At 51.0% G+C, this 21888-nt stretch carries 19 protein-coding genes; 2 read left to right on the plus strand and 17 right to left on the minus strand.

The genetic code is table 11. The annotated features are described in order from the left end of the window. Positions 1–8: 8 nt before the first annotated feature. The 11 genes from HV832_RS12870 to HV832_RS12920 form a co-directional block, all read right to left on the minus strand. The gene (locus HV832_RS12870; RefSeq protein WP_176804241.1) at positions 9–899 is read right to left on the minus strand and encodes a branched-chain amino acid ABC transporter permease; all 891 of its coding nucleotides are present in this window, start codon (positions 897–899) and stop codon (positions 9–11) included. Between the two features lie 182 nt (positions 900–1081). Beyond that, positions 1082–2239, minus strand: coding sequence for an ABC transporter substrate-binding protein (locus HV832_RS12875; RefSeq protein ID WP_176804242.1), 1158 nt, complete (start codon positions 2237–2239; stop codon positions 1082–1084). Positions 2240–2550: 311 nt separating this feature from the next. Then, positions 2551–3252, minus strand: a complete 702-nt coding sequence (locus HV832_RS12880) for a DUF4197 domain-containing protein (protein WP_176804313.1) — start codon at positions 3250–3252, stop codon at positions 2551–2553. Positions 3253–3302: 50 nt separating this feature from the next. Next, positions 3303–4457: a deoxyguanosinetriphosphate triphosphohydrolase gene (locus HV832_RS12885; RefSeq protein WP_176804243.1), complete on the minus strand. Its 1155-nt coding sequence runs from the start codon at positions 4455–4457 to the stop codon at positions 3303–3305. Beyond that, a complete protein-coding gene (gene aroKB / locus HV832_RS12890; RefSeq protein WP_176804314.1) occupies positions 4454–6079 on the minus strand; it encodes a bifunctional shikimate kinase/3-dehydroquinate synthase AroKB in 1626 nt (541 codons plus the stop codon). The genes HV832_RS12885 and aroKB overlap by 4 nt, the downstream gene beginning before the upstream one ends. A 54-nt stretch (positions 6080–6133) precedes the next feature. Further along, positions 6134–7519 (minus strand): hypothetical protein, encoded by a 1386-nt coding sequence (locus HV832_RS12895; RefSeq protein ID WP_176804244.1) that lies wholly within the window; start codon positions 7517–7519, stop codon positions 6134–6136. A 55-nt stretch (positions 7520–7574) separates the two neighbouring features. After that, positions 7575–9686 carry a type IV pilus secretin PilQ gene (locus HV832_RS12900; RefSeq protein ID WP_176804315.1) on the minus strand — a complete coding sequence of 704 codons (2112 nt, stop codon included), beginning with the start codon at positions 9684–9686 and terminating at the stop codon, positions 7575–7577. Positions 9687–9718: 32 nt separating this feature from the next. After that, the gene (locus HV832_RS12905) at positions 9719–10258 is read right to left on the minus strand and encodes a pilus assembly protein PilP (RefSeq protein WP_176804245.1); all 540 of its coding nucleotides are present in this window, start codon (positions 10256–10258) and stop codon (positions 9719–9721) included. Beyond that, positions 10255–10905, minus strand: coding sequence for a type IV pilus inner membrane component PilO (locus HV832_RS12910; RefSeq protein ID WP_176804246.1), 651 nt, complete (start codon positions 10903–10905; stop codon positions 10255–10257). The genes HV832_RS12905 and HV832_RS12910 overlap by 4 nt, the downstream gene beginning before the upstream one ends. 23 nt (positions 10906–10928) lie before the next feature. Continuing rightward, positions 10929–11561, minus strand: coding sequence for a PilN domain-containing protein (locus HV832_RS12915; RefSeq protein WP_176804247.1), 633 nt, complete (start codon positions 11559–11561; stop codon positions 10929–10931). Next, positions 11561–12637, minus strand: a complete 1077-nt coding sequence (locus HV832_RS12920; protein WP_176804248.1) for a pilus assembly protein PilM — start codon at positions 12635–12637, stop codon at positions 11561–11563. Before HV832_RS12920 ends, HV832_RS12915 begins: the two co-directional genes overlap by 1 nt. A gap of 311 nt (positions 12638–12948) precedes the next feature. On the opposite strand from HV832_RS12920, the gene HV832_RS12925 reads away from it, so the two are divergent. Further along, on the plus strand, positions 12949–15273 hold the full coding sequence (locus HV832_RS12925) for a penicillin-binding protein 1A (protein WP_176804249.1): 2325 nt from the start codon (positions 12949–12951) through the stop codon (positions 15271–15273). A gap of 73 nt (positions 15274–15346) precedes the next feature. Here the strand turns inward: HV832_RS12925 and cyaY are convergent, their stop codons facing one another. Next, on the minus strand, positions 15347–15658 hold the full coding sequence (gene cyaY, locus HV832_RS12930; protein WP_176804250.1) for an iron donor protein CyaY: 312 nt from the start codon (positions 15656–15658) through the stop codon (positions 15347–15349). Between the two features lie 64 nt (positions 15659–15722). On the opposite strand from cyaY, the gene lptM reads away from it, so the two are divergent. Further along, positions 15723–15851 (plus strand): LPS translocon maturation chaperone LptM, encoded by a 129-nt coding sequence (gene lptM, locus HV832_RS17600; RefSeq protein ID WP_223827266.1) that lies wholly within the window; start codon positions 15723–15725, stop codon positions 15849–15851. A gap of 79 nt (positions 15852–15930) precedes the next feature. Here lptM and HV832_RS12935 read toward each other — a convergent pair whose 3' ends face one another. From HV832_RS12935 to HV832_RS12955, 5 genes are all read right to left on the minus strand, one after another. Beyond that, a complete protein-coding gene (locus tag HV832_RS12935; RefSeq protein WP_176804251.1) occupies positions 15931–16557 on the minus strand; it encodes a 1-acyl-sn-glycerol-3-phosphate acyltransferase in 627 nt (208 codons plus the stop codon). A gap of 106 nt (positions 16558–16663) precedes the next feature. After that, positions 16664–17284 carry a protein-methionine-sulfoxide reductase heme-binding subunit MsrQ gene (locus HV832_RS12940; protein WP_176804252.1) on the minus strand — a complete coding sequence of 207 codons (621 nt, stop codon included), beginning with the start codon at positions 17282–17284 and terminating at the stop codon, positions 16664–16666. A 7-nt stretch (positions 17285–17291) separates the two neighbouring features. Beyond that, positions 17292–18272, minus strand: a complete 981-nt coding sequence (gene msrP, locus HV832_RS12945; protein WP_176804253.1) for a protein-methionine-sulfoxide reductase catalytic subunit MsrP — start codon at positions 18270–18272, stop codon at positions 17292–17294. A gap of 178 nt (positions 18273–18450) precedes the next feature. After that, entirely contained in the window at positions 18451–19599 is a 1149-nt protein-coding gene (gene ccsB, locus HV832_RS12950; RefSeq protein WP_399310742.1) for a c-type cytochrome biogenesis protein CcsB, read from the minus strand. A 74-nt stretch (positions 19600–19673) separates the two neighbouring features. Next, positions 19674–21827 carry a cytochrome c biogenesis protein ResB gene (locus tag HV832_RS12955; RefSeq protein WP_176804254.1) on the minus strand — a complete coding sequence of 718 codons (2154 nt, stop codon included), beginning with the start codon at positions 21825–21827 and terminating at the stop codon, positions 19674–19676. Positions 21828–21888: the final 61 nt, after the last annotated feature.

Raw genomic sequence — 21888 nt, forward strand, 5'->3', positions numbered from 1 at the left:
TTCGTTCCTTATACTTTTTTGATGGCTGCTTTACCGAACAGACCTGCGGGCTTCACCGCCAGCACCAATAACAGCAAGACCAGACCCGGAACTTCTTTGTAGCCGGTGGAAATATAAAAGCCTGTGAGCGTTTCAGCAACACCCAGTATCAGGCCACCGACAATCGCACCGACGCCGGATGTGAGGCCACCGATAATCGCCACCGCGAAAGCCTTCAGTCCCAGAGCAGAGCCCATTGTGGCGCCGGTCAAAGTCAGCGGTGCCACCAGAACACCTGCGAATGCCGCTGTCGCGGACGACAGCGCATAGGAGAATGTAATGACCATGCTGGTATTGATTCCCATCAACCCTGCAGCATCGCGGTCATTTGAAGTGGCGACCACGGCTTTACCGTAAATGGATTTGCGATTGAACAACTCTACCGCCAGCATGATTGCCAGCGCACCGACAACAACGACAACCTGCATCGCCTGCACATTCGCGCCAAAAATCTGAAATGGCGCAGCAGACAACGGTGAAGGAAAAGTCAGATCATCCTTGCCCCAGATATTTTCAGCGACATTCTTAAAGATAATCGCCAATGCGATAGTGGACATGATCCAGCCGAATTCAGACTTAATCTTGATGGCCGGACGGACGCCGATCCACTCGACGAACACCCCTTGTAATCCGCCGAATATAATCACGAGCGGAATCATGAGCCAGTAATTCATGTAAGGTCCGCCATGGACATTTCCTACCAGGCTCAGACCAACCAGAGCCCCCAGCATCAACGCTTCGCCCTGACCGAAATTCAGCGTGCCGGAAGTCGCAAAGGTCAGCTGATAGCCGAATGCGATGACCGCATAGATCATCCCTAGCGCGATACCGCTGAAGACTAATTGCAATAAGATTTCCATTTTCATTTACCCGATGACATACATTCGTCAGGGCGCACGGAAATACACGCTGTTGCCTGTCGCAGTACAACATGTGCGGTGCCAATGCCTGAGATGTAGTATAGAAAATGAACCAGAGACGTCAGTCTGCGTCAGAAAAACGCTCTGGCCCGGACGGTCACTATGCCGTTATTCAGTGACGTTTATTTCGAAAAAACAATATGGCCGCCTTTGGCTTCACCCATGACAGGGATACCCGGCTTAATCGCTTCGTGATCGTCATGGGTGAATGGCTTGTTATAGGTCGTTACCACGCCTTCGACTTTTTCATTCAGATTTTCAAGCGCTTCACGCACTTTGACGCCGTCTGTGGAGCCGGCCTGCTTGATGGCAGCCGCCAGCAAATAGATCGAATCATAGCCCTGGGCAGCAGATACCGGAGATGGAATCCGGTCAACCTTGTACGACTTCTGATAAGCCTCAATGAAGGCCTTACGTTTGGGTGTATTCGGTTCCTGAATGAAAGTCTGTGGCATTATGGCGCCGTCACCATTTTTACCGGCATTATCCAGGAAGTTCCCCATCGACAATGTCCAGCTACCAATCATCGGTACTTTCCAGCCAAGCTTTTCCATACCGTTGGCAATCTGTGCCAGCTCAGGACCAATGCCATATGTCAGAATTGCCTGCGCGCCGCCCTGTTTTGCCTTCAACAACTGTGCCGTCATGTCCACATCTTTGATGTTGAATTTTTCTACTGCAACAGGTTTGACTCCTTTGGCTGCCAGTGCCTTTTCCAGATCTTCGCGACCCAGCTGACCATAGTTGGTAGAATCCGCAAGAATAGCGACTTTTGTCAGCTTGCGTTTCGCCAGCGCCTCATCGACGATCATCGCGGACTGGATAGTATCGTTGGCTGATGTGCGGAAAATATAATTATCTTTATGTTCCGGAGCAGCGAACTGTTTGGTAATCACACTACCTGTCGCCACATTATTAATAACAGGAATTTTAGCTTCCTGATAAAAACGCTGGGAAGCCAGCGCAACGCCAGTGTTGATATAACCAACCGTAGCGACCACTTTTTCCTTGTTAATCAGCTCCTGAGAAACCTGTACGCCACGTTCATTCTTCGCTTCATCATCACGCTCGACCAGTTGCAACTGACGTCCAAGCACACCGCCCTTGGCATTGATTTCGCTAACTGCAATTTTAACGCCATCACGCATCGAAACACCCATCGGCGCAGAACCGCCAGTCAACGGTCCTGAAACGCCAATCTTGATCGGTTCTGCTGCAATGCCTGCAACAGACCAGCTGACCAGTGCAGAGGCAATGAGGGCTTTCATCTTGTAAGTCATGTCGGTCTCCAGATATTGGTATGAATTTGATTGTTTGATTTTTGACGTGCTACACACATAAAGTACCAGAAAAATCTTTTTGCATTGCAACAAATGCTACTTAAGTGGAACTACGCAGACTTGTTTAAATATAGGAAAGAACAGACCCAAAATACGCCTGTCTCAGAGAGATCATCCGTTCAGAAGCGGAATACTGATGTCGCAATAGTCAGAAATTAATGTATTTCATCGTATCGGAAAAAATTTTTCACGTATTGCCTGTGGCATTCATCTCAGCAAAGGTATGCATGCCACGGGTAACACTGCACGGCTTACTTCAACAAGCTGAATACTTTGCTGATGGTTTTGCTGCCGGAACCAAGCGGATCCTGGCGGATCGATTTTTCCTCTTCGGCGATCATCAGGAACAGGCCATCCAGCGCCTTTTGTGTGACATAAGCTTCGACCGTCGCTTCCTGTTCCGGCACTACGCCAAATTTCTGCGCTTGCCCCATCACACTGTTGTATTTTGCGGATAAGCCTGCTTTATCAGTCACGCCTTTGACCAAAGGCAGAAATTTAGCTGTCAGCGGTGCGGATGTTTTTTGACGAAAGAAATCCGTTACCGAAGTTTCACCGCCCGTCAGGATATTTTTAGCGTCGGTTAATGTCATGGATTTCACTGCATTTACAAGCAAAGGTTTTGCCAGTGGCACCGCAGACTCTGCCGCACGGTTCATGGAAACAACCAGTTCGTCCAGTTGCTGGCCTTTCCCCGTCATTTTCAAAATTGGTCTGGCCTGCTCCAATATGGATGGAAGCTGAATCTTCACTTTATCATTATTCAGAAAACCGTTTTCCACGCCAAGTTTGGCAACTGCGGCGACAGAACCTTTATCCAGCGCGGCTTTCAGTCCGGCACTGGCATCCTGATTACTCAGATCGGCAAGTGAAAATGCATACGCCGATGCACTCGTAATCAAAACCGACAGCAGAGGCAAAGTCCATTTTTTGATAGATGAAAAATAGGTCATCATACAATCACTCCTGAAAAAAATAATCTGCCGCGATCAAAAAGGCAGTCCTACATGTCCTCGATAGAAAATAAGCGCTTGTGTTCACGAATCGCATAGCGGTCTGTCATACCGGCGATGTAATCTGCGATTTTTCTGGCCTGTTGCTGCTGACGCTGTGCTTCTGGCACCTCTGCCCTGACTTGGTAATCGGGCGGAATCAATTTTGGTTCTGCCATCATGACATCAAATAATTCATGAATGATGCGCTTTGCTTTGGTCATCATACGATTGACCTGATAATGACGGTACAACTGGTGATGCAGAAAATGTTTGAGAATGCGCGCCTCTTCATACTGCGCAGCCGAAAAGGCAATCAGCTTGCCGGCCTGCCGCACAGCATCCGGTGACTGCACTGCGCTATCCTGAATTCTAGCCAGCGATGTTCGCATCAAATCGACAATCAGTGTGTTGATCATGCGGCGTATCGTTTCGGAGATAGCTCGTCTGCCAATCAGATCAGGGTACATGCTGCGCACTTCGGCGCGGTGACGGCCAAAAAAATCGACTTCCATGATTTGCTGCTCGGTAATCAGCCCTGAGCGCAGTCCATCATCGATATCATGATTGTTGTAGGCGATTTCGTCAGCCAGGTTTGTCAACTGTGCTTCCAGCGTCGGCTGCGTTTTATGGATAAAACGCTGGCCGACATCACCCAATTGCCGGGCATTCTCCTGCGAACAATGCTTAAGGATACCTTCTCTGGTTTCAAAACAGAGGTTCAGACCATCAAAGGCGGCATAACGCTCCTCCAAATGATCAACAACCCGCAGGCTCTGCAGATTATGCTCGAACCCGCCGTAAGGCTGCATACAGGCATTCAGCGCATCCTGACCGGCATGTCCGAATGGGGTATGCCCAAGATCATGCGCCAGTGCGATCGCTTCAACCAGATCTTCATTGAGGCGCAAATTGCGGGCAATCGAGCGCCCTATTTGTGCGACTTCCAGACTATGCGTCAGACGTGTTCGGAATAAATCGCCCTCATGATTTAAAAAAACCTGTGTTTTATATTCCAGCCGGCGAAATGCCGAACAATGAATAATACGATCACGGTCACGTTGAAATTCGCTGCGTGATTCAGACGCAGGTTCAATAAAAAGCCGCCCTCGCGAAATCGCTGATCGGGCGGCATAGGGTGCCAGATGCTGGTCAGTCAGATTCATGGAGTCGGTGAAATACAGTAGCTTATCGTTTCCAGTAAAACATCTTTGGGAGCCTCGGTGATGAATGCCGTACCAAGCGGTTTCAACAGTATAAACTTGATCTGTCCACCTTCATTTTTCTTGTCGACTTCCATCAGTTCCAGCCAGCGCTGCTCGCCAAGATCCGGCGCCACCACGGGCAAACCAGCTGCCTCGACCAATTTCCGGATTCTGGTTTTTACAACGTCATCAATATAACCGAGGCGACAAGACAATTCCGCAGCCATCACCATGCCACATCCCACGGCCTCGCCATGCAACCATGCGCCATAGCCAAGTCCGGATTCAATCGCATGTCCAAACGTATGGCCGAAATTCAGAATCGCCCGCAACCCGCCTTCACGTTCATCCTGACGCACGACATCGGCCTTAATTTCACATGAGCGGATCACCGCATGGCTCAGCGCCTGCGGATCTCTGGCACGCAACCTTGGCATCGACTGTTCTAGCCAATCGAAGAATACCGGATCAATAATCGCACCATGCTTGATGACCTCGGCCAGCCCGGCAGATAACTCCTTATCCGGCAATGTCTTCAGGCTTGAAATATCAGCGATCACCGCCTGCGGCTGATAAAACGCACCGATCATATTTTTACCGAGAGGATGATTAATTCCCGTCTTGCCTCCCACCGATGAGTCAACCTGCGACAGTAATGTCGTCGGTACCTGTACAAAAGGCACGCCACGCATATAGGTCGCTGCGGCAAAACCGGTCATATCCCCGATCACACCTCCCCCCAGTGCCAGCAGGGTTGTTTTGCGATCGCATTTCTGTTCCAGCAAATGATCGAAAATCATCATCAGACTGTTCCAGATTTTATGCTCCTCACCGTCAGGCAAAATAACAGCGCTGCATACTTTGCCAGCATTTGTCAGGCGGGCAGTCAGCGCAGCCAGATACAGTGGCGCAACGACGGTATTCGTCACCACCACAATCCGTTTTCCCTTGATCTGCTGTGTCAGCAGCCCGGTATTATTTAATAACTCCTCTCCGATCGAGATCGGGTAACTGCGCTCGCCCAGATCGACATGTAATACCTGGTATGTTTGATTTTCACTGCTCATAAGCTGCTTGTGTTTTGCGGGAGTTCCGTGAGACGCATTTCCCGGTAATTTATCGAGAATGTTCTGGATCAGATGTTGAACATTCGGACGTCCGGTCTCAATCACCAGATGGGCGATTTCCTGATAAAGGGGATGTCGTTGCGACTCCAGTTCCTCGAGTTTTTTTCTGGGATCTGCCGTGCGGAGTAAAGGACGGTTTTTATCGTTTCGGGTCCGTTGCAGGATGCTTTGTATGCCGGCACGCAGGTAAATCACGGTTCCGCGCTCTTGCAGATAGCGTCGGCTTTCTGCATTCAGCACGGCCCCGCCACCGGTTGCCAGCACAATGCCGTCCTGCGCTGTCAGCTCACGGATCACATCAGCCTCGCGCTGCCGGAAACTCGCCTCACCTTCAATCTCGAAGATGACCGGAATCGACACACCGGTCCGTGCTTCTATTTCATGATCTGAATCGATAAAACGTTTGTTGAGTTTTCTTGCCAGGGCCCGGCCGACCGTTGTCTTGCCGGACCCCATCAGTCCTACCAGAAAGATATTATTTGACACAATTTCACTTCAAGAAATACGCAATTATGGGCAGCTCAGTGTATCCCTAATGTTCATTGTGCTGGTCGCTGCAGCACCTAAGCTATCTACCACTGTTAAAGTTACCGCATACACTGACAGTGGCGTTGATGGTGTGAAGCAACGTGCACCGACGCTAACGGCACCCACTGTCAACACGTTACCAGAAACCGTCACCGCCCCCATTTTCGGATCACTGGAGAAGCCGACATAAGGTGGCGTGCCGCCATAAATATTCAATGTAAAGGCATTATTCGACTGCTCACTGATTTCGAATGTATTCGGAGAGAGCTTCACAGTGGGCGGATTGGCCGAGACTGTAACGGTGATATTCGTACTGGCTCCCTGCGCATCAATCACTGTGACAACCGTCGATCCCACATTATTTAAAAATGCGGAGAAAGAGGAGCCATCCGCAGCTGCCGTTACCACCGCAATACTGCCATTGGTATTCGTCACACGGTAAGGCCCAGTACCACCGACGACATTAAATTTGAGAGTATCGCCGACACTACCTGTCGCTCCGGCTGGCAACACCGCCAAAGCGCCGGAAGTCGATCCTGTTACGGTAACAGCAATCGTGGTCGAATTGCCTTTTGCATCCCTCACATACACTGTCGCGGTACCGGCAGAAATACCCGTGATATCAAAATCTGTTCCATTTGCCCTCAGTTTTGCGTCTACCGAGCTCACATTGCCGCTGGCGACAGAATAAGGTGCGGTACCACCAGTAATGGTATAAGTCAGCGTACGGAGAGATGGCATTGTCAGTGCGGATGGCGCCGTCGTGTTGAGACTGACTGAGCCTGCGACAACAGTAACATCAATGCTGACGATTGCACCCAATGTGTCCTTGACGACAACGGTAGCCTTACCCTGGCCAGCACCGCCGATGATAAAGCTGTTACCTGACATGCCGACAAAAGCAACCGAATAATCACTGCTGCTGATGGAGTACACGCCACTGCCGCCACCGACCATATAGTATGGTGCAGGAGTAGTTGCGCCAACTGCCAGGTTTACTCCAGCTGGCGCGGTCGTGAATAAGGTCAATCCGGTTCCGACTGTAACGTCAATAGCAACCTTGCTACCAACATTATCCTTAACCGTGACTGTGCCGGAACCGCCACCGGCGCCACCGGTAATTGTCATCACATTACCACTGACACTGACAATCACCGCAGGGGAGCTGCTGGTTGCAGTGTATGAAGGTACGCCTCCGCCAATGGTATATGTCTGCGTAGTGCCCGGAGGAACCAGAATCTTATCGCTCGCCGTCGTAAACAACGCCGTAGTTCCCAATCCGGCACCAGCTGAACCACCGCCACCGCCACAAGCGGAAAGTGCCGCGAAGCAAATCAGCGCAAACACCATTTGGACAAACTTCTTCATAGACCACCTATCTCTTTACTAATGAATGTTATCTTGAAACAAATCGGGTAGCAGATTACTTCAAATTGAATTTATCTGTCACAATTTTTGGGGTGATAAATATCAGCAACTCTGTCTTGTCATTGGTTTTCCCAGTGCTCTTAAATAAATTGCCAAACAAAGGCAGATCACCAAAAAATGGAACTTTGGTCACATTATCGCGTTCCGTTTGCTGAAAAATTCCACCCAATACAACAGTACCACCGTTTTCCACCAGCACCATCGTTTTCACTTCTTTGGTGTCAATTGCATATCCCATGCGAGTTTCCTGACCAACACTGTCTTTATGCACCTCCACATCCAGAATCACATTGCCATCCGGCGTGATTTGCGGCGTGACTTCCAGACGCAGGGTTGCTTTGCGGAAGAAAATCGATGTCGCACCACTGGAAGTCGCTACCAGATAAGGTAATTCGGTACCCTGTTCAATCAGTGCCTTCAGCTGGTCTGCCGTGACCACCCGCGGACTGGAAATAATTTTTCCTTTGCCATCCGCCTCCAGTGCCGACAACTCCAGATTCAGGAAACGATTGGCGGCGGAAGAAAACAGACTGACTGCCAGACTGCCGGGGTTCAAACCATTAATCCCAGCAGCAGGCAAACTGACGAATTGGGAATTCGGTATATAGCTTTGGTCAGTAATTTTTGCCTGACCGGTCTGTTCACCGACCCCTAGATAATTACCTGTCACAGCAGCCCGCTGATTGCCAGATAGCTGGTAGCCAACATCACCGCCGCGCAACCCACGCAAATCCGTAAAGCCCAGTTTAGCACCCAGATTTTTACTGAATTTATCGTCAGCCTCGACAATCCGTGCTTCGATCAACACCTGCTTGGAGGCGATATCTGTTTTCTGGATCAGCTTACGCACTTCTTCCAGCTTGGAGGGAATATCTGTCACGAACAACTGGTTGGTTCTTGGTTCAATCACAGCGCTGCCGCGTTTTGACAGAATCCGATTCGTTGAAGATCCGTCTACACCAAACACTTGTTTAAATGCCTCTGCTTTTTGATAATTCAGCTGAAAAGCTTCGGTTTTTAATGGCTCCAGTTCTGCAATCTGCGCTTTTTGCTCCAGCTCCAGTTTTTCTTTGGTCAGCAATTCATCTTTTGGTGCAACCCAGATCACGTTACCGTTTTTACGCATATCAAGACCTTTGATCTGCATAATATTATCCAGCGCCTGATCCCAGGGCACATCTTTCAATCTCAGGGTGATGGTGCCAGTTACTGTGTCGCTGGCGATCACGTTTAAGCCGCTGACTTCCGCAATAATCTGCAAAATCGCCCTGACTTCGATATTCTGAAAATTAAACGACAGGCGCTCACCACGATACCCTTGTGTACCCTGAGTTAATTTGTTTGGATCTTCCCTGATTGGCTTTACCTCCAGAACGAACTGGGTATCGCTCTGATACGAGCTTTGTTCCCATAAACCTTTCGGTTCAATCACCATTTGTACATTCTCACCCACAGGGGTCGTCGTGATCGTCTGAACCGGTGAACCGAAATCAGCCACGTCCAGCCGTTTACGCAAAACCTCAGGCAATCCTACTTTTTGGAATGTGACTAACACCTTTTGTCCTTGCTGGCGCACATCCACAGCAACCTGATTCAGCGGCAGATCGACGACGATACGCCCATCGCCTGCTACGCCACGGCGAAAATCAATATCGCGGATCATCGGTTTAGCAGCCGGCGCAGAATCTGCATTGACCGGCAACCCCTGAGAATTGACCGCGGTGGCAACGCCACCGGAGCCATCAATAGTCACGATTAACGCATTACCCTCGATCGTTGCCGCATAGTTCAAAGGTCTGTTCAGATTAAAAATCATCCTTGATCTGCCGGATGCTTCAACCAGAGTCACAGAACGCACATCACCAATATTGACATCAATATTGGTTTTTCCTGTTCCGTTGGAGGCATCGGCAAAATCGAGAGCAATGCGGGCAGGGTTGGCAATGGTAAACCCGGTAGGTAGTTTTGCAAGCGGCTTTTTGAGGCTGACCTTGACAATAATATTGGCTCCCTGCTGATTCGCAATCACGGACTCAATACTATTGGTTTGCGCCATCGCCAGCTGACACCAACCCAGCATTAATATCACGCAGGTTTTCACAAACATGGCGCCCTTTTTACTTATATTTATCAACGCATTCATTTCTTACTCTCCTGCAACTCAAGCTTAACGTTACGTTCAACCCATTCACCGGACGCATCCTGGACGATCTCTTTAATCTCGATCTCCGCTTCGGTAATTTTTGTCATCAAACCAAAATTCTGACCAATATATCCACCGGCCTTTGCCTGAAAAACCGTTTTATCTGCCTGAACCAAGGCGATCCGGGTACCGTTTTTCTCGATGGTACCGACCATTTTGAGCGTATCAAGCGGGAAGGATTCCAGTGCCTCTTTGCGCCTGTCCATGTCTGGCCGTAAACCATTACTGGATTCTGCTTTTATTCTCGCCAAAACAACAAGCAGTTTGGCAGGATTAAAAGGATCAATATCCGCTTTCCCGATATAGGGAACCGGCTCATAGGCTTTAGGGGGATTCAATTTAGGAATCACCGTACGAGTTTCTTTTCTGACGGAATTCATCCACTCCGTCAACTCCTGTACACTGTTATCACCACAAGCACTCAGTACCAGGGCAGGCAACAGGATTATTGAAATTTTTATTAACCTGAGCATCATTTCTTCGCTGCCTTTTTCAGATTTGCCTGAGCCAAGACTTCCTCTTTATCAAGATAGCGGAAAGTTTTAGCTACCACCTCCAGGGTCAAAGCACCTTCTTTATTAGCGGAAATCGCCAGATTATTCAGCGTCACGATACGCGGCAATTTAGCGATATCGGCAACAAACTGTCCCAGGTCATGGTAACCACCGGTGAGCTTTACCTCGATTGGCAGCTCAGCATAGTAATCTTTCACTACCGGCGTGCCGGGTTTAAATGAGTCAAACTGCAACCCACGACCAGTGCCAGCCTGGTTGATATCCGAAAGCAAAGCATCCATTTCGGCCTTACTTGGCAACTGACGTTCCATGGTAGCGACATATTGCTGCACCAGCGTCCGCTGCTCTTTGAGCGCATCCAGATTGATGGCCTGTTGCATTTTTTCACGATACGCCTGTTTGAGCTTTACCTCTTCCTGCTTTTTCTGATCAATTTCTTCAGACTGCCCATCCCAATAAAAAAACCACCCTAAAAACAAGACCACCACCATGACGCCAAAAGCTGCCGCAAAGCGCGGGGCGACTGGCCACTGTCCCGGGTGGAGGCCATTCAGATCACGGAATTGTCCGTTGATGTCTTGAAATACCTGTTTAATGTCTATTGCCATTCCCGACCTTCCAATGTGTGATATCAGCGACCAGGATTGGTACCGCTTTTAACCGGTACTGTGCTGGTTGCAGCAGCAGATGCCGGCTCATCTTTTTCGCGTGGTCGCTTGATGCCGACATTGATCGTGAAATCCGACACTTTCTTGGCATCCCTGCCCTGGCCAATACCCGTGGAGTGAATATCAATCAGTTCGGGCTTATACATCCATTCCGATCTGCCACTGAGGTTACGGATAAACTCTGCTACCCGCTCCTGAGATTGGGCATAACCATTTAATGTCACACGCTGCCCCTCTTGCTTTAATGCCCGCAAGTAAACGCCCTCAGGTGTATGCTTGACCAGTTCGTCCAGCAAAAATACCGGCTGATTACGATCTCCCTGTAAGTCTTCAACCGCCTGCTGCCGCGCCTTCAGTGCATCGATTTCCTGTTTAAGATTAGCCACTTCCTTGATCTTTTCATCAAGCTTGAGGTTTTCCTTTTTGATGAATTCGACCCGATCCGTCTGGATTCCCATTTCACGTGCGTTGATGCCGCCCACCACGACAACGACGAGCGCTCCGATAATGGCAGATAGCAATAACAGCGAATAAAAATCCTTGATCAGCTGTTTGCGTTTTTCCTCACGATGAGGAAGGAGATTAATTTTAATCATCAGTTAAATCTCCGCAGTGCCAGTCCACAAGCCACCGCGTAAGCAGGTGCATCACTTCTGAGCGTTTTCTCATTGACCCCGGAAGCCAGCTCCATTCCTTTAAACGGGCTGATCACTGCAGTAGAAATTTTGGTACGCTCTGCAACGATGTCCACCAGACCCGCAACGACAGCGCAACCGCCCGTCAGGAAAATCTGATCAACACGGGTATAAGGTGTCGAGGTGAAGAAGAATTGAATCGCCCGGGTCACCTCAAGTGCCGCATTTTCAAGGAAAGGCTCCAGCAGTTCCATCTCATAGCTATCCGGCAGGTCACCGGTTTTCTTTTTCACTTCCGCTTCTTCCTGGGACAATCCGTAGTTTCTGACGATATCCTGCGTCAGTTGTCCGCCACCGAATTGCTGTTCACGTTCGTAAATCACGTCGCCATTCAGAATGATGTAAATGTAAGTGCGTTTCGCGCCAATCTGGAAAATGGCACAGATCTGATCCTGCCCCTGGTTAGGCTGCATTTCGATCAGACGTTGCATAGCGGCCCGCGCAGCATAGGATTCGACATCCATCACTTTCGCCTGCAACCCGGCTGCCTGCGCCACCGCAACACGGTCTTCGATTTTTTCCTTGCGGGATGCGGCCAGCATGACTTCCACGTCTTCCTTATTCGCAGCCGGTCCGATCACACAAAAATCCAGGCTGACCTCATCCATGGCAAATGGAATGTACTGACTGGCTTCTGATTCGACCTGCACTTCCAGCGCCTGATCGCTGAGCGTGGCCGGTAAAAAGATTTTCTTTGTAATGACGGCAGCAGCAGGCATGGCCAGCGCTGCATTCTTTGCGCTCGTACCGCTTTTTTTGAGCAGCTTGCGGATCGTATCGGAAACCTGTTCGATGTTTTCGATATTCCCATCAAGCACCGCTCCTTTTGGCAAAGGCTCGGAAGCATAGCGTTCCAGGCGGAACGCCTTGTCGCTTCCTTCTGACAGCTCTACGAGCTTGATATCAAACGAGCTGATATCCAGGCCAATCAGAGGCGGTTTTTTTCTGCTGAATAGTGAAGCAAGATCTAAAGCCAAGAATATCCCCTCATAAAACGCAATCACGCGCCCTTCTTACAAATTGAAACAATCAGTTGCATTTGGCATCGAATTTTCAGAAAAATCTCTTTAAAAACCGCTATTTACGAGACTTTTATCCAAGCTTACATGAAATCCTAGCAATATAGACTGCATTGGTAAAGGACTTTCCTCAGAGCACATTCAGATTCCGTTGCCAAATTTCCACTCAGGCTGAAATTTAGCCCTGCATTCCTTCAGTCACAGCAGTTTTACCGGGTGCCACGGGACAGCCGTTATAATGTAACTTATGATTGTTACAGAACAAACACATGACAGATCAAGAAACCACGGCTTCCCCAAAAAACAAGTCTGCAGCCTCCGCCGGGAATAAAGCGCCGCTGATGCGCCGCGTCATACTGGGGACCATTGGCGTGATAGCAGGCCTGGGGCTGGCCGTCGCACTGATTATCGGTTTTGCCCTGACAATGGCTTACCCGAACCTGCCGGAACTCGATTCGATTACCAGCTACAAACCCAAAATGCCGCTGCGGATTTTTTCTGCCGATCATGTATTGCTGGGGGAGTTCGGAGAGGAAAGACGCAATGTCGTTCGTTTCGACCAGATTCCGGATGTCATGAAAAAAGCGGTGCTTGCCATTGAGGATGATCGATTTTATGAACATGGCGGCGTTGATTACCTCGGCATCACCCGCGCCGCGCTGCATAATCTGACCGGTGGCGCCAGACAAGGCGCCTCCACCATTACCCAGCAGGTAGCCCGGAATTTTTTCCTGTCGAGCGAACAAACTTTTAAAAGAAAAATTTATGAAATTCTGCTGGCCTGGAAAATTGAACAGAACTTGACGAAAGACCAGATTCTGGAAGTGTATATGAACCAGATTTATCTCGGTCAGCGCGCTTATGGTTTCTCTTCCGCGGCACAGATTTATTTTGGCAAGGAACTCAAAGACATCACGATTGCTGAGGCCGCCATGCTGGCCGGTTTACCCAAGGCCCCTTCTGCCTATAATCCTGTGGCCAATCCAAAACGGGCATCAGTCCGCCAGCAATATATCTTGCAACGCATGCGGCAGCTCGGTTACATCACCGAAGCACAATATCAGCAGGCAAAAAGCGAGGAGCTCACAACAAAAACTGACAGCAGTGATTTCGGCGTCCATGCCGAATATGTCGCGGAAATGGCGCGCCAGCTCGCTTATGAGCAATTCAAAGAAGATACCTATACCCGTGGACTGAATGTCTACACCACGATCACCAAAGCAGACCAGGATGCCGCCTATCTGTCGCTGCGACGCGGTGTGATGGATTACGAAAAACGCCACGGCTATCGCGGTCCGGAAGCCATCGTCGCCATTCCGGAAGGTAAGGAAGCCGCCGATGATACGATTGAGAAAGCGCTGGCGGAGCATTCCAATAGCGATGACCTGCAGGTGGCCATGGTGCTGGACGCCACGCCCAAACAAGTACGGGCGGTGCTGGCATCCGGCGAGGAGATTCATATTGACGAAGCAGGCCTGAGTTTTGCTGCCAGCGGATTATCCGCCAAAACACCGGCCAATAAGCGTATTCAGCGCGGCGCCGTGATCCGTGTGATGCAAGAGGGGAAGAACTGGAGCATCACGCAAATGCCGGAAGTGCAGTCCGCCTTTATTTCAGCCAGTACCACGGATGGCGCGATCAAGGCACTGGTCGGCGGTTTTGATTTTAATTTCAACAAATTCAACCATGTGAATCAGGCGTGGCGCCAGCCGGGTTCCAGTTTCAAGCCATTCATTTACTCTGCTTCACTGGAAAAAGGCTTGTCTCCGGCCACGATCATTAATGATGAGCCGATCAGTTTTGATGCAGGGCAAACCGGCGGACAAGCCTGGGAGCCCAAAAACTACGATGGCAAATACGAAGGCCCGATGACAATGCGCAAAGGCCTGACCAAATCCAAAAACATGATTTCCATCCGCATCCTGCATCGCATCGGTGCCAAATACGGACAGGAATACACCAATCGCTTTGGCTTCATTCCAGAAAAAAATCCACCTTACCTGACCCTGGCACTGGGTGCCGGTGCCGTCACACCTTTGCAGATGGCCGGCGCCTATGCGGTGTTTGCCAATGGCGGTTACAAAATCAACCCTTATCTGATCAGCAAGATTACCGACAGCAACGGCAAAATCCTGGTGCAGGCGAATCCTGACAAAGCCGGCGATGAAGCAAACCGGGTCATTGATGAACGCAATGCCTTCCTGATGGACAGCATGCTCAAGGATGTCGTGCGCTATGGGACGGCAACCAAAGCGATGGTGTTAAAGCGGCCTGATCTGGCAGGCAAAACCGGTACCACGAATGATTCTTTTGATGCCTGGTTTGCAGGCTATCAGGCCAAGCTGGTCGGCATTGCATGGATTGGTTTCGATCAGCCCAAGAATCTGGGTAACCGTGAAACCGGCGGCGGACTGGCATTGCCGATCTGGATAGGTTATATGCAAAGAGCGCTGAAAGAAATTCCGATCGAAGAACGCCCCGTACCCAATGGCGTCATCGCAGTCAATGGCGACTATTACTACGCAGAAAATCCGCCCGGCACAGGCATTACCGATCTGAATGCCCCGCCGCCGCCAAAACTGATCGAAGAATAGCCGGGAGAACGCCCGGAAACCGGGGTCGTGCGCACTCAAGCGGCGGCACCGGTTCCTTTGTCAGACGCCCCCGTCAGCGTCCCTGCTCCTGCGCCAGCCGTTGCAGAGTGGCAAACAATTCCGACTGATCGCGGGTATTGACCCAGTGCTGGCCATCATAGCGGTAATGAAATCCGCCGCTGCGCGCCGCCAGCCACATTTCCTGCATCGGCGCCTGACTGTTAACGATCATCTTGGAACCATTATTCACGAATTCGATGGTCAGCACATTGCCACTGCGGCTGCATTCAACATCCAGCTCATCGTTTTCATACGCGGCTTCAAACATTTCTTCCACCTGGCTCAGGCAGGACTCTGCCAACGCCAGGAAATCGGATTCAGTCATGCTACACTCCTTGGACTCATTCACATTGAAACCGTCATTTTAAACGGTGTTATATAAATCCAAGATGCGATCCCCACTACGTACCCTGATTTCCACGCTGCTGCTGCTCTGCGTGCTCTCTGCCTGCGGCCAGAAAGCGCCGCTGTATCTGCCAAACAAACCGGCCTCACAGACTTTGTCCACGATAAAATAATACTCAGGGGGGAGTATTGATAAAACCCCTTGTTTTACGTGGGCGTCAGGTCGTTTTTTTCAGGATACCCCCAACTTTTTCAGTTTTTTACTTCCTCATCCGTGCGCAACTGAATCGGGCTGGCCAATTGCGGGCGGCATCCCTGCACATCCCGGTAGATATCGCGGATATGCTGCATGTCTTGCTGGGTATCGCCGGACAGATCCAGATAATCCACCAGGCTGACTTCGCGTTTGCGGAAATCAAAATAAGCGCAGCCCAAAGGTACGTTCGCCGCCACGGCAATATGATAAAAACCGCTGCGCCAGTAAGGCTTCAGACTACGGCTGCCTTCCGGCGCCAACGCCATCCAGTACCAGTCCGCGGCATGCATTTTGTCAGCCAGACGGCTGATCGCGCCGGTCGAAACGCCGCGCTCTACCGGCTCTCCACCCAGATAACGCACCAGCCGGCCAATCGTGGCGCCGGTCACACCCTCAAATAAAGACGACTTGGCAATAAAATAAAATGGCATTCCGATTGCCAGTTTCGCCAGTACGCCGACCATGAAATCCCAGTTCGAGGTATGCGGATACACAATGATGACCCCTCTGGGGCCGGGCAATGGTTTGTAATTGACGTTCCAGCCCAGCAGACGCAACATCCGCAGCGCCCAGCGCTGTGTCATGGTCTGCATCTGCTGCTGTTGTAATTGATAATTCGACATGGTTGTCTCGCATCTGCTCTGATTATTTTATGGCGAGCATTATGCCGCGAAAAAAAATCAGACGCAAAGACACATGCCCGACGTCAGCCGTGCAAAAAATCCGGGTTCAGGATACGGCGCTGGCAGCACGCCGGCCCGACCAGCGCCACCAGAGACGCAGCGCCAGCAACACCGAAATCAGCAGGGCGAACAGTAAAGGCTGAGACAAATCATGCTTGCCCGCCTTCATCCAGTAATAATGCAGCACGCCTAGCGGAAGAATACCGTAAATCAAACGATGTACGGTCTGCCAATGCCGGCCAAGCCGCTTCATCATGCGGTTGGTACTGGTCAGAGCCAGCGGCAACAGGCAGACAAACGCAGCGAAGCCGACCGTGATAAACGGGCGCTTCAAGACGTCTTTCCACATTTCCTCAAGATCAAAAAAATGGTCGAACCATAAAAAAGTCAGGAAATGCAGGCTGGCATAAAAAAAACCGAACAATCCCAGCGTCCGGCGCAATTGCACAATCCAGCCAACATGCAGCAAGCGGCGCAGGGGCGTGATCGCGAGCGTGATGGACAGGAAATACAAAGTCCAGTCACCGGTATTGCGCGAGATAAATTCCAATGGATTGGCGCCGAGCCGGTCGGTCAGGGCAAAACCCAGCAGGCGTAAAAATGGGATCAGGGCGCATACAAACAAAATCTGTTTGATGCGGGTAATTTGCAGGCGGTCAGGTGTCATCGCTTGTTCAGAAAAATTTTTTTAGATCCATGCCGCTGTAGAGCGATGCGACTTCGCTGTAACCGTTGAACATCAGGGTTTTGCGTTTACGCGTGAACAAGCCATCTTCACCAATCCGCCGTTCGCTGGCCTGCGACCAGCGCGGATGATCCACCTGAGGATTCACATTCGAATAAAAGCCGTATTCATGCGGTGCCGCGTTATTCCAGGCGGTGCGTGGCTGATCTCTGGTCAGGCGGATACGGACAATCGATTTGGCGGATTTAAAACCGTATTTCCACGGCACAGCAATCCGTACCGGTGCGCCGTTCTGGTTCGGCAGCACCTCGCCATACATGCCCAACGTCAGCAAGGTCAGCGGATGATTGGCTTCATCCAACCGCAAGCCTTCGACATACGGCCAGTCCAGCACCGGGCTGTGCAGACCTGGCATCTGTTTCTTGTCGTCGAGCGTAGTGAATTCCACATAACGCGCATTGCCGGTAGGCTCGATTTTTTTCAGCAGCGCAGACAGGGAATAACCGATCCACGGAATCACCATCGACCAGCCTTCGACACAACGCAGGCGGTAGATGCGCTCTTCGAGCGGTGCCAGTTTCAGCAGGGCATCCAGGTCCAGCGTCAGTGGCTTTTTGACTTCGCCGTCAATCGTGATCGTCCACGGACGGGTTTTCAGCGAACCTGCCGTCTGAGCCGGATCGGCCTTGTCGGTACCGAACTCGTAAAAATTGTTGTAGGTTGTGGCATCTTTGTACGCTGTTTTTTTCTCCATCAGCGCATAAGCCGGATTCATGGCGGAGACCAGTTTTTGTGCTGCGCCTGATTGTGCAAACGCTTCCCGGCTGGCCATTTCCAGCAAAGTGCCGCCCGCAATCGAACCGACGGCAAGCTGGCGGATGAACTCCCGGCGGGATTCAAAGACAGCACGTGGAGTAATTTCGGAAGCAGGGGTCGGCGTATCGCCGTACGAGTTGATTCTGATCAGCATGATGGACTCCTTGTATGAAACATCAGCCATGTCCGTGGTCTTATTCAGACTGCGGACATGGCGCTTAGTTTCTCATGAGTCGGAAATTTCTGCTGACGCTTACAAAAAAGCGCAAAGAAAACATTTAAAACATCGGCTGAGGCATGGGCGTCGTCAGACAGCAGATAACAGCCAGGTCTTACAGCGCTCCGTAGGAATGCAGACCGGACAAAAACATATTTACACCGAGGAAAGCAAACGTGGTCACCAACAAACCCACCAGCGCCCACCAGGCGGCCACCTGTCCGCGCAGACCTTTCATCAGGCGCATGTGCAGCCAGGCAGCGTAATTCAGCCAGACGATCAGAGCCCAGGTTTCTTTCGGGTCCCACGACCAGTAACCACCCCAGGCATCGGCAGCCCACAACGCACCCAGAATGGTCGCAATCGTAAAAAAGGCAAAGCCGACGGCAATCGCTTTATACATCACATCATCCAGCACTTCCAGCGCCGGCAGACGGTCTGCCAGGTAAGCTTTGGATTTCAGCAAATACGCCAGCGCCACCATCGCTGCCAGCGCAAACGTGCCGTAGCCGATGAAATTGGCCGGTACATGGATTTTCATCCACCAACTTTGCAGGGCAGGCACCAGCGGCTGAATTTCTGCGGCATCGCGGCTGACGGTGTACCACAGCAAAAAGCCAACCGCTGCCGAGATCACCAGCAACACAAATGCCCCGAGCTGACGCGTGGCATATTGCTGCTCGTAGTACAAGTAAAACAGGGCAGTAATCAGCGAAAACAGGATAAAGACTTCATACAGATTGGAAACCGGAATATGACCAATGTCTGCACCAACCAGATACGACTCATACCAGCGCACCAGCATGCCGGTAAAACCCATCACCACCGCAGCCCAGCACAATACCGAGCCGACCGAAGCGCCAAAGTCGGAGCGGGTTATCAGCCCTCCCCAGTAAAACAGGGTGGATAAAAAAAACAGGGTACTCATCCACAAAATGGCGGACTGGCTCGACAGCAGATACTTCAGTAAAAATTTCTGGTTACCCGTTTCGAGATTGCCGCCATACAGGTAAATGGTCGATAAACTCAGCACGGCCAACAGCAGCATCAGCGGCCTTACCGGTTTCCAGTGCCATCCCAGCCAGGCAAATACAGGCGCTGCCAGCAGCAGGATAGCTTTTTCGTAACCATCCATGTAAGCACCGAAACGATTCAGGGCAAACAGCGACGCCAGACTGAGCGCAAAGGCATACAGCCAGTCCAGAATCTCCAAGCGTTTGAAAAAACCCTGATAGGGTGTGTAATGTTGTGTAATTTCCATCATGATTCCTCAATCCCGTCGCAGCCACCGTGCCGCATGCAGTGTAGCCGATACCGGGTCAGCATGTTGCCCTGTTTCTAACTTGCCGCTCCGGACTGCGCGATATGCGTCAGCTCGGTGCTCAACTGCGTAAATTCTTTTTCAAAATCCAGCGTTTTTCTCTGCGAACTCAGCGCCATCAGTATAGCGGTCCCCGCGCCATCATCCTTGAGCCAGATCCAACAGCGCCGTTCCCGGATATAGAACATAGCAAACACGCCGAGCACCAGGAACAGGCAACCCAGATACACGACATTTTTTCCGGGAGAACGCGTTACCTGCAGCACAGAGGCTTTGACTTCTTCAAACTGCCGGAGTTGCAGATAGACCGGCGCGCCATAAAAAAAGGCATCCGACATCGCCGTTGTCGCCAGTTGCAGGAAATGCGCATGCTTTTCAGTCAGCTCCAGCGGCGGCAACTGTTCCTTTTCACGCGCCAGCATCCATAAATCCCACAGGCTGCCATTCAGAATCTTCATGAACACATCGGCAGCCTTACCCTGCTCGGCTGCCGGAATCTGTTCCAGAAAACGAGAGATCGCCACGAACCCGGCCTGCTGGTGATCGCCGGCAAAGATGGTGAGGCTTTTCCGGGCGGACTCTGCCAGTTGCGACTGCAGCTGTTGTGCATTCGCCATGCTGGCAGGCAAAGCGCGGCGGGCATAACGGGTCGCTGCCTGCTCACGCAGCAGCGGGTCGCTCATCGCGGCGCGCAAGCGCATCCATTCGACGACTGAATCATTGTCATCCGCCGGAATCCGCAAATAACGGAAACTGTCTGCCGGAGAATCCCTGGTTCCGGCAAGGAACATGTAATCGCCGTCCACCAGTACCGGTTGCATGTAATTGTTGAATTCCCTGGCCTGCCCAGTCTTGTCACGTAACTTATACTGCACGCTGGGACCGACATTTTTGAGGTCTTTATTATTCGCATTTTTAGCAGCAGACCCCAGGTGCCGGTTCAGATCGGCGCTGAATTTTTCATTGAAGGTCTTGTTAGCATCCACTGCACGCACATCGGAGCCGTTACGCGCCATGTTTTCGACATTAAACGGACGGAAACCCGACCATTCAATCGTGTATTCATTGTCGCCGGCCATTGCGGCCAATGGTGTGCTGCCGCCCACTTCCGCTTTCAGCGGGAAAGTCTGGAGACTATTGCCGCGCATCGGATATCCCGCCAGCTGCAGACGGCTGCCGCCATCCTCAAAACTCGACTGATAAACGGCAATACCTTTATAAATCAGCGGTTGATTGACCTTGATGGTCGAGGAAAACATTTTCCCCGTTTCATGGTCAGTGACTTCCACATCGCTGGCAAACAGCTTCGGCATGCCGCTGCTGTAAAAATCGATGGTGAATTTCTTGAGCCGGATGGTGAACGGCAGATCCTGAATCAGCACGCCGGTCTGTTGCGGAATAATCGCTGTGTTGCTGCTGGCGCCTTCCGGAATCATGGTATTACCGCGAAATGCAGGATTCGACAATGGCAGGCGATGCTGCTGAGGAATTTTCGCGATGATGCCATTGCCGTCAAACGGAACTTTGCCCATGAACCACATTTGAAACCGTATCGGCAAATCAGAGTCGATCAAACCGCCGACGCAAATAATCACGATGGCTGCGTGCGCAAAGATATAGCCCCATTTGTTACCAGCGCCTTTTTTGGCGACGAGCAGCGTGGCACCGTCCTTGTCCACCGTTTTCCACTGATAACCGGTACGGTTCAGATGATGACCGATCGCCGCGAGCAGGGAGGAGCGTGTCACCGTGCTGTGCCATTCCGCCTTATGGCCGAAATTTCGCAGCGACTGTTCACGCACATGCTCGCGCCAGCTACGCATGTCCTTCAACATTTTTGGTGTATTGCGAATCAGGCAAAGGCTGGTGGACAACACCAGAAACCCCATAATCAGCAAAAACCACCATGCCGAATACACCGTGTACAGGCTGAAGCGATTGAAAATTTCAAACCAGAACGGCCCGAACTGATTCACATAATTCGGCATCGGCTCATTTTGCTTCAGTACGGTTCCGATCACGGAAGCAATCGCAATCAGAGTCAGCAAACTGATGGCAAAGCGCATCGACGATAACAGCTCCACTGCGTCGGCCAGCCAGGTGCGGCGTGTACTGAGCTGGATGCCACGCGTATCTGTCACCGCTTCATTTTGGTCTGTCTTGTATTCCATACTATCTTGAAAAATCTCTGGATTGACGCAAGTTTGCTCCACTCAGGCGATATGCTGCAAA

The organism is Cognatundibacterium oligocarboniphilum (assembly GCF_013377855.1).
Lineage (GTDB): Bacteria > Pseudomonadota > Gammaproteobacteria > Burkholderiales > Burkholderiaceae_D > Undibacterium > Undibacterium oligocarboniphilum.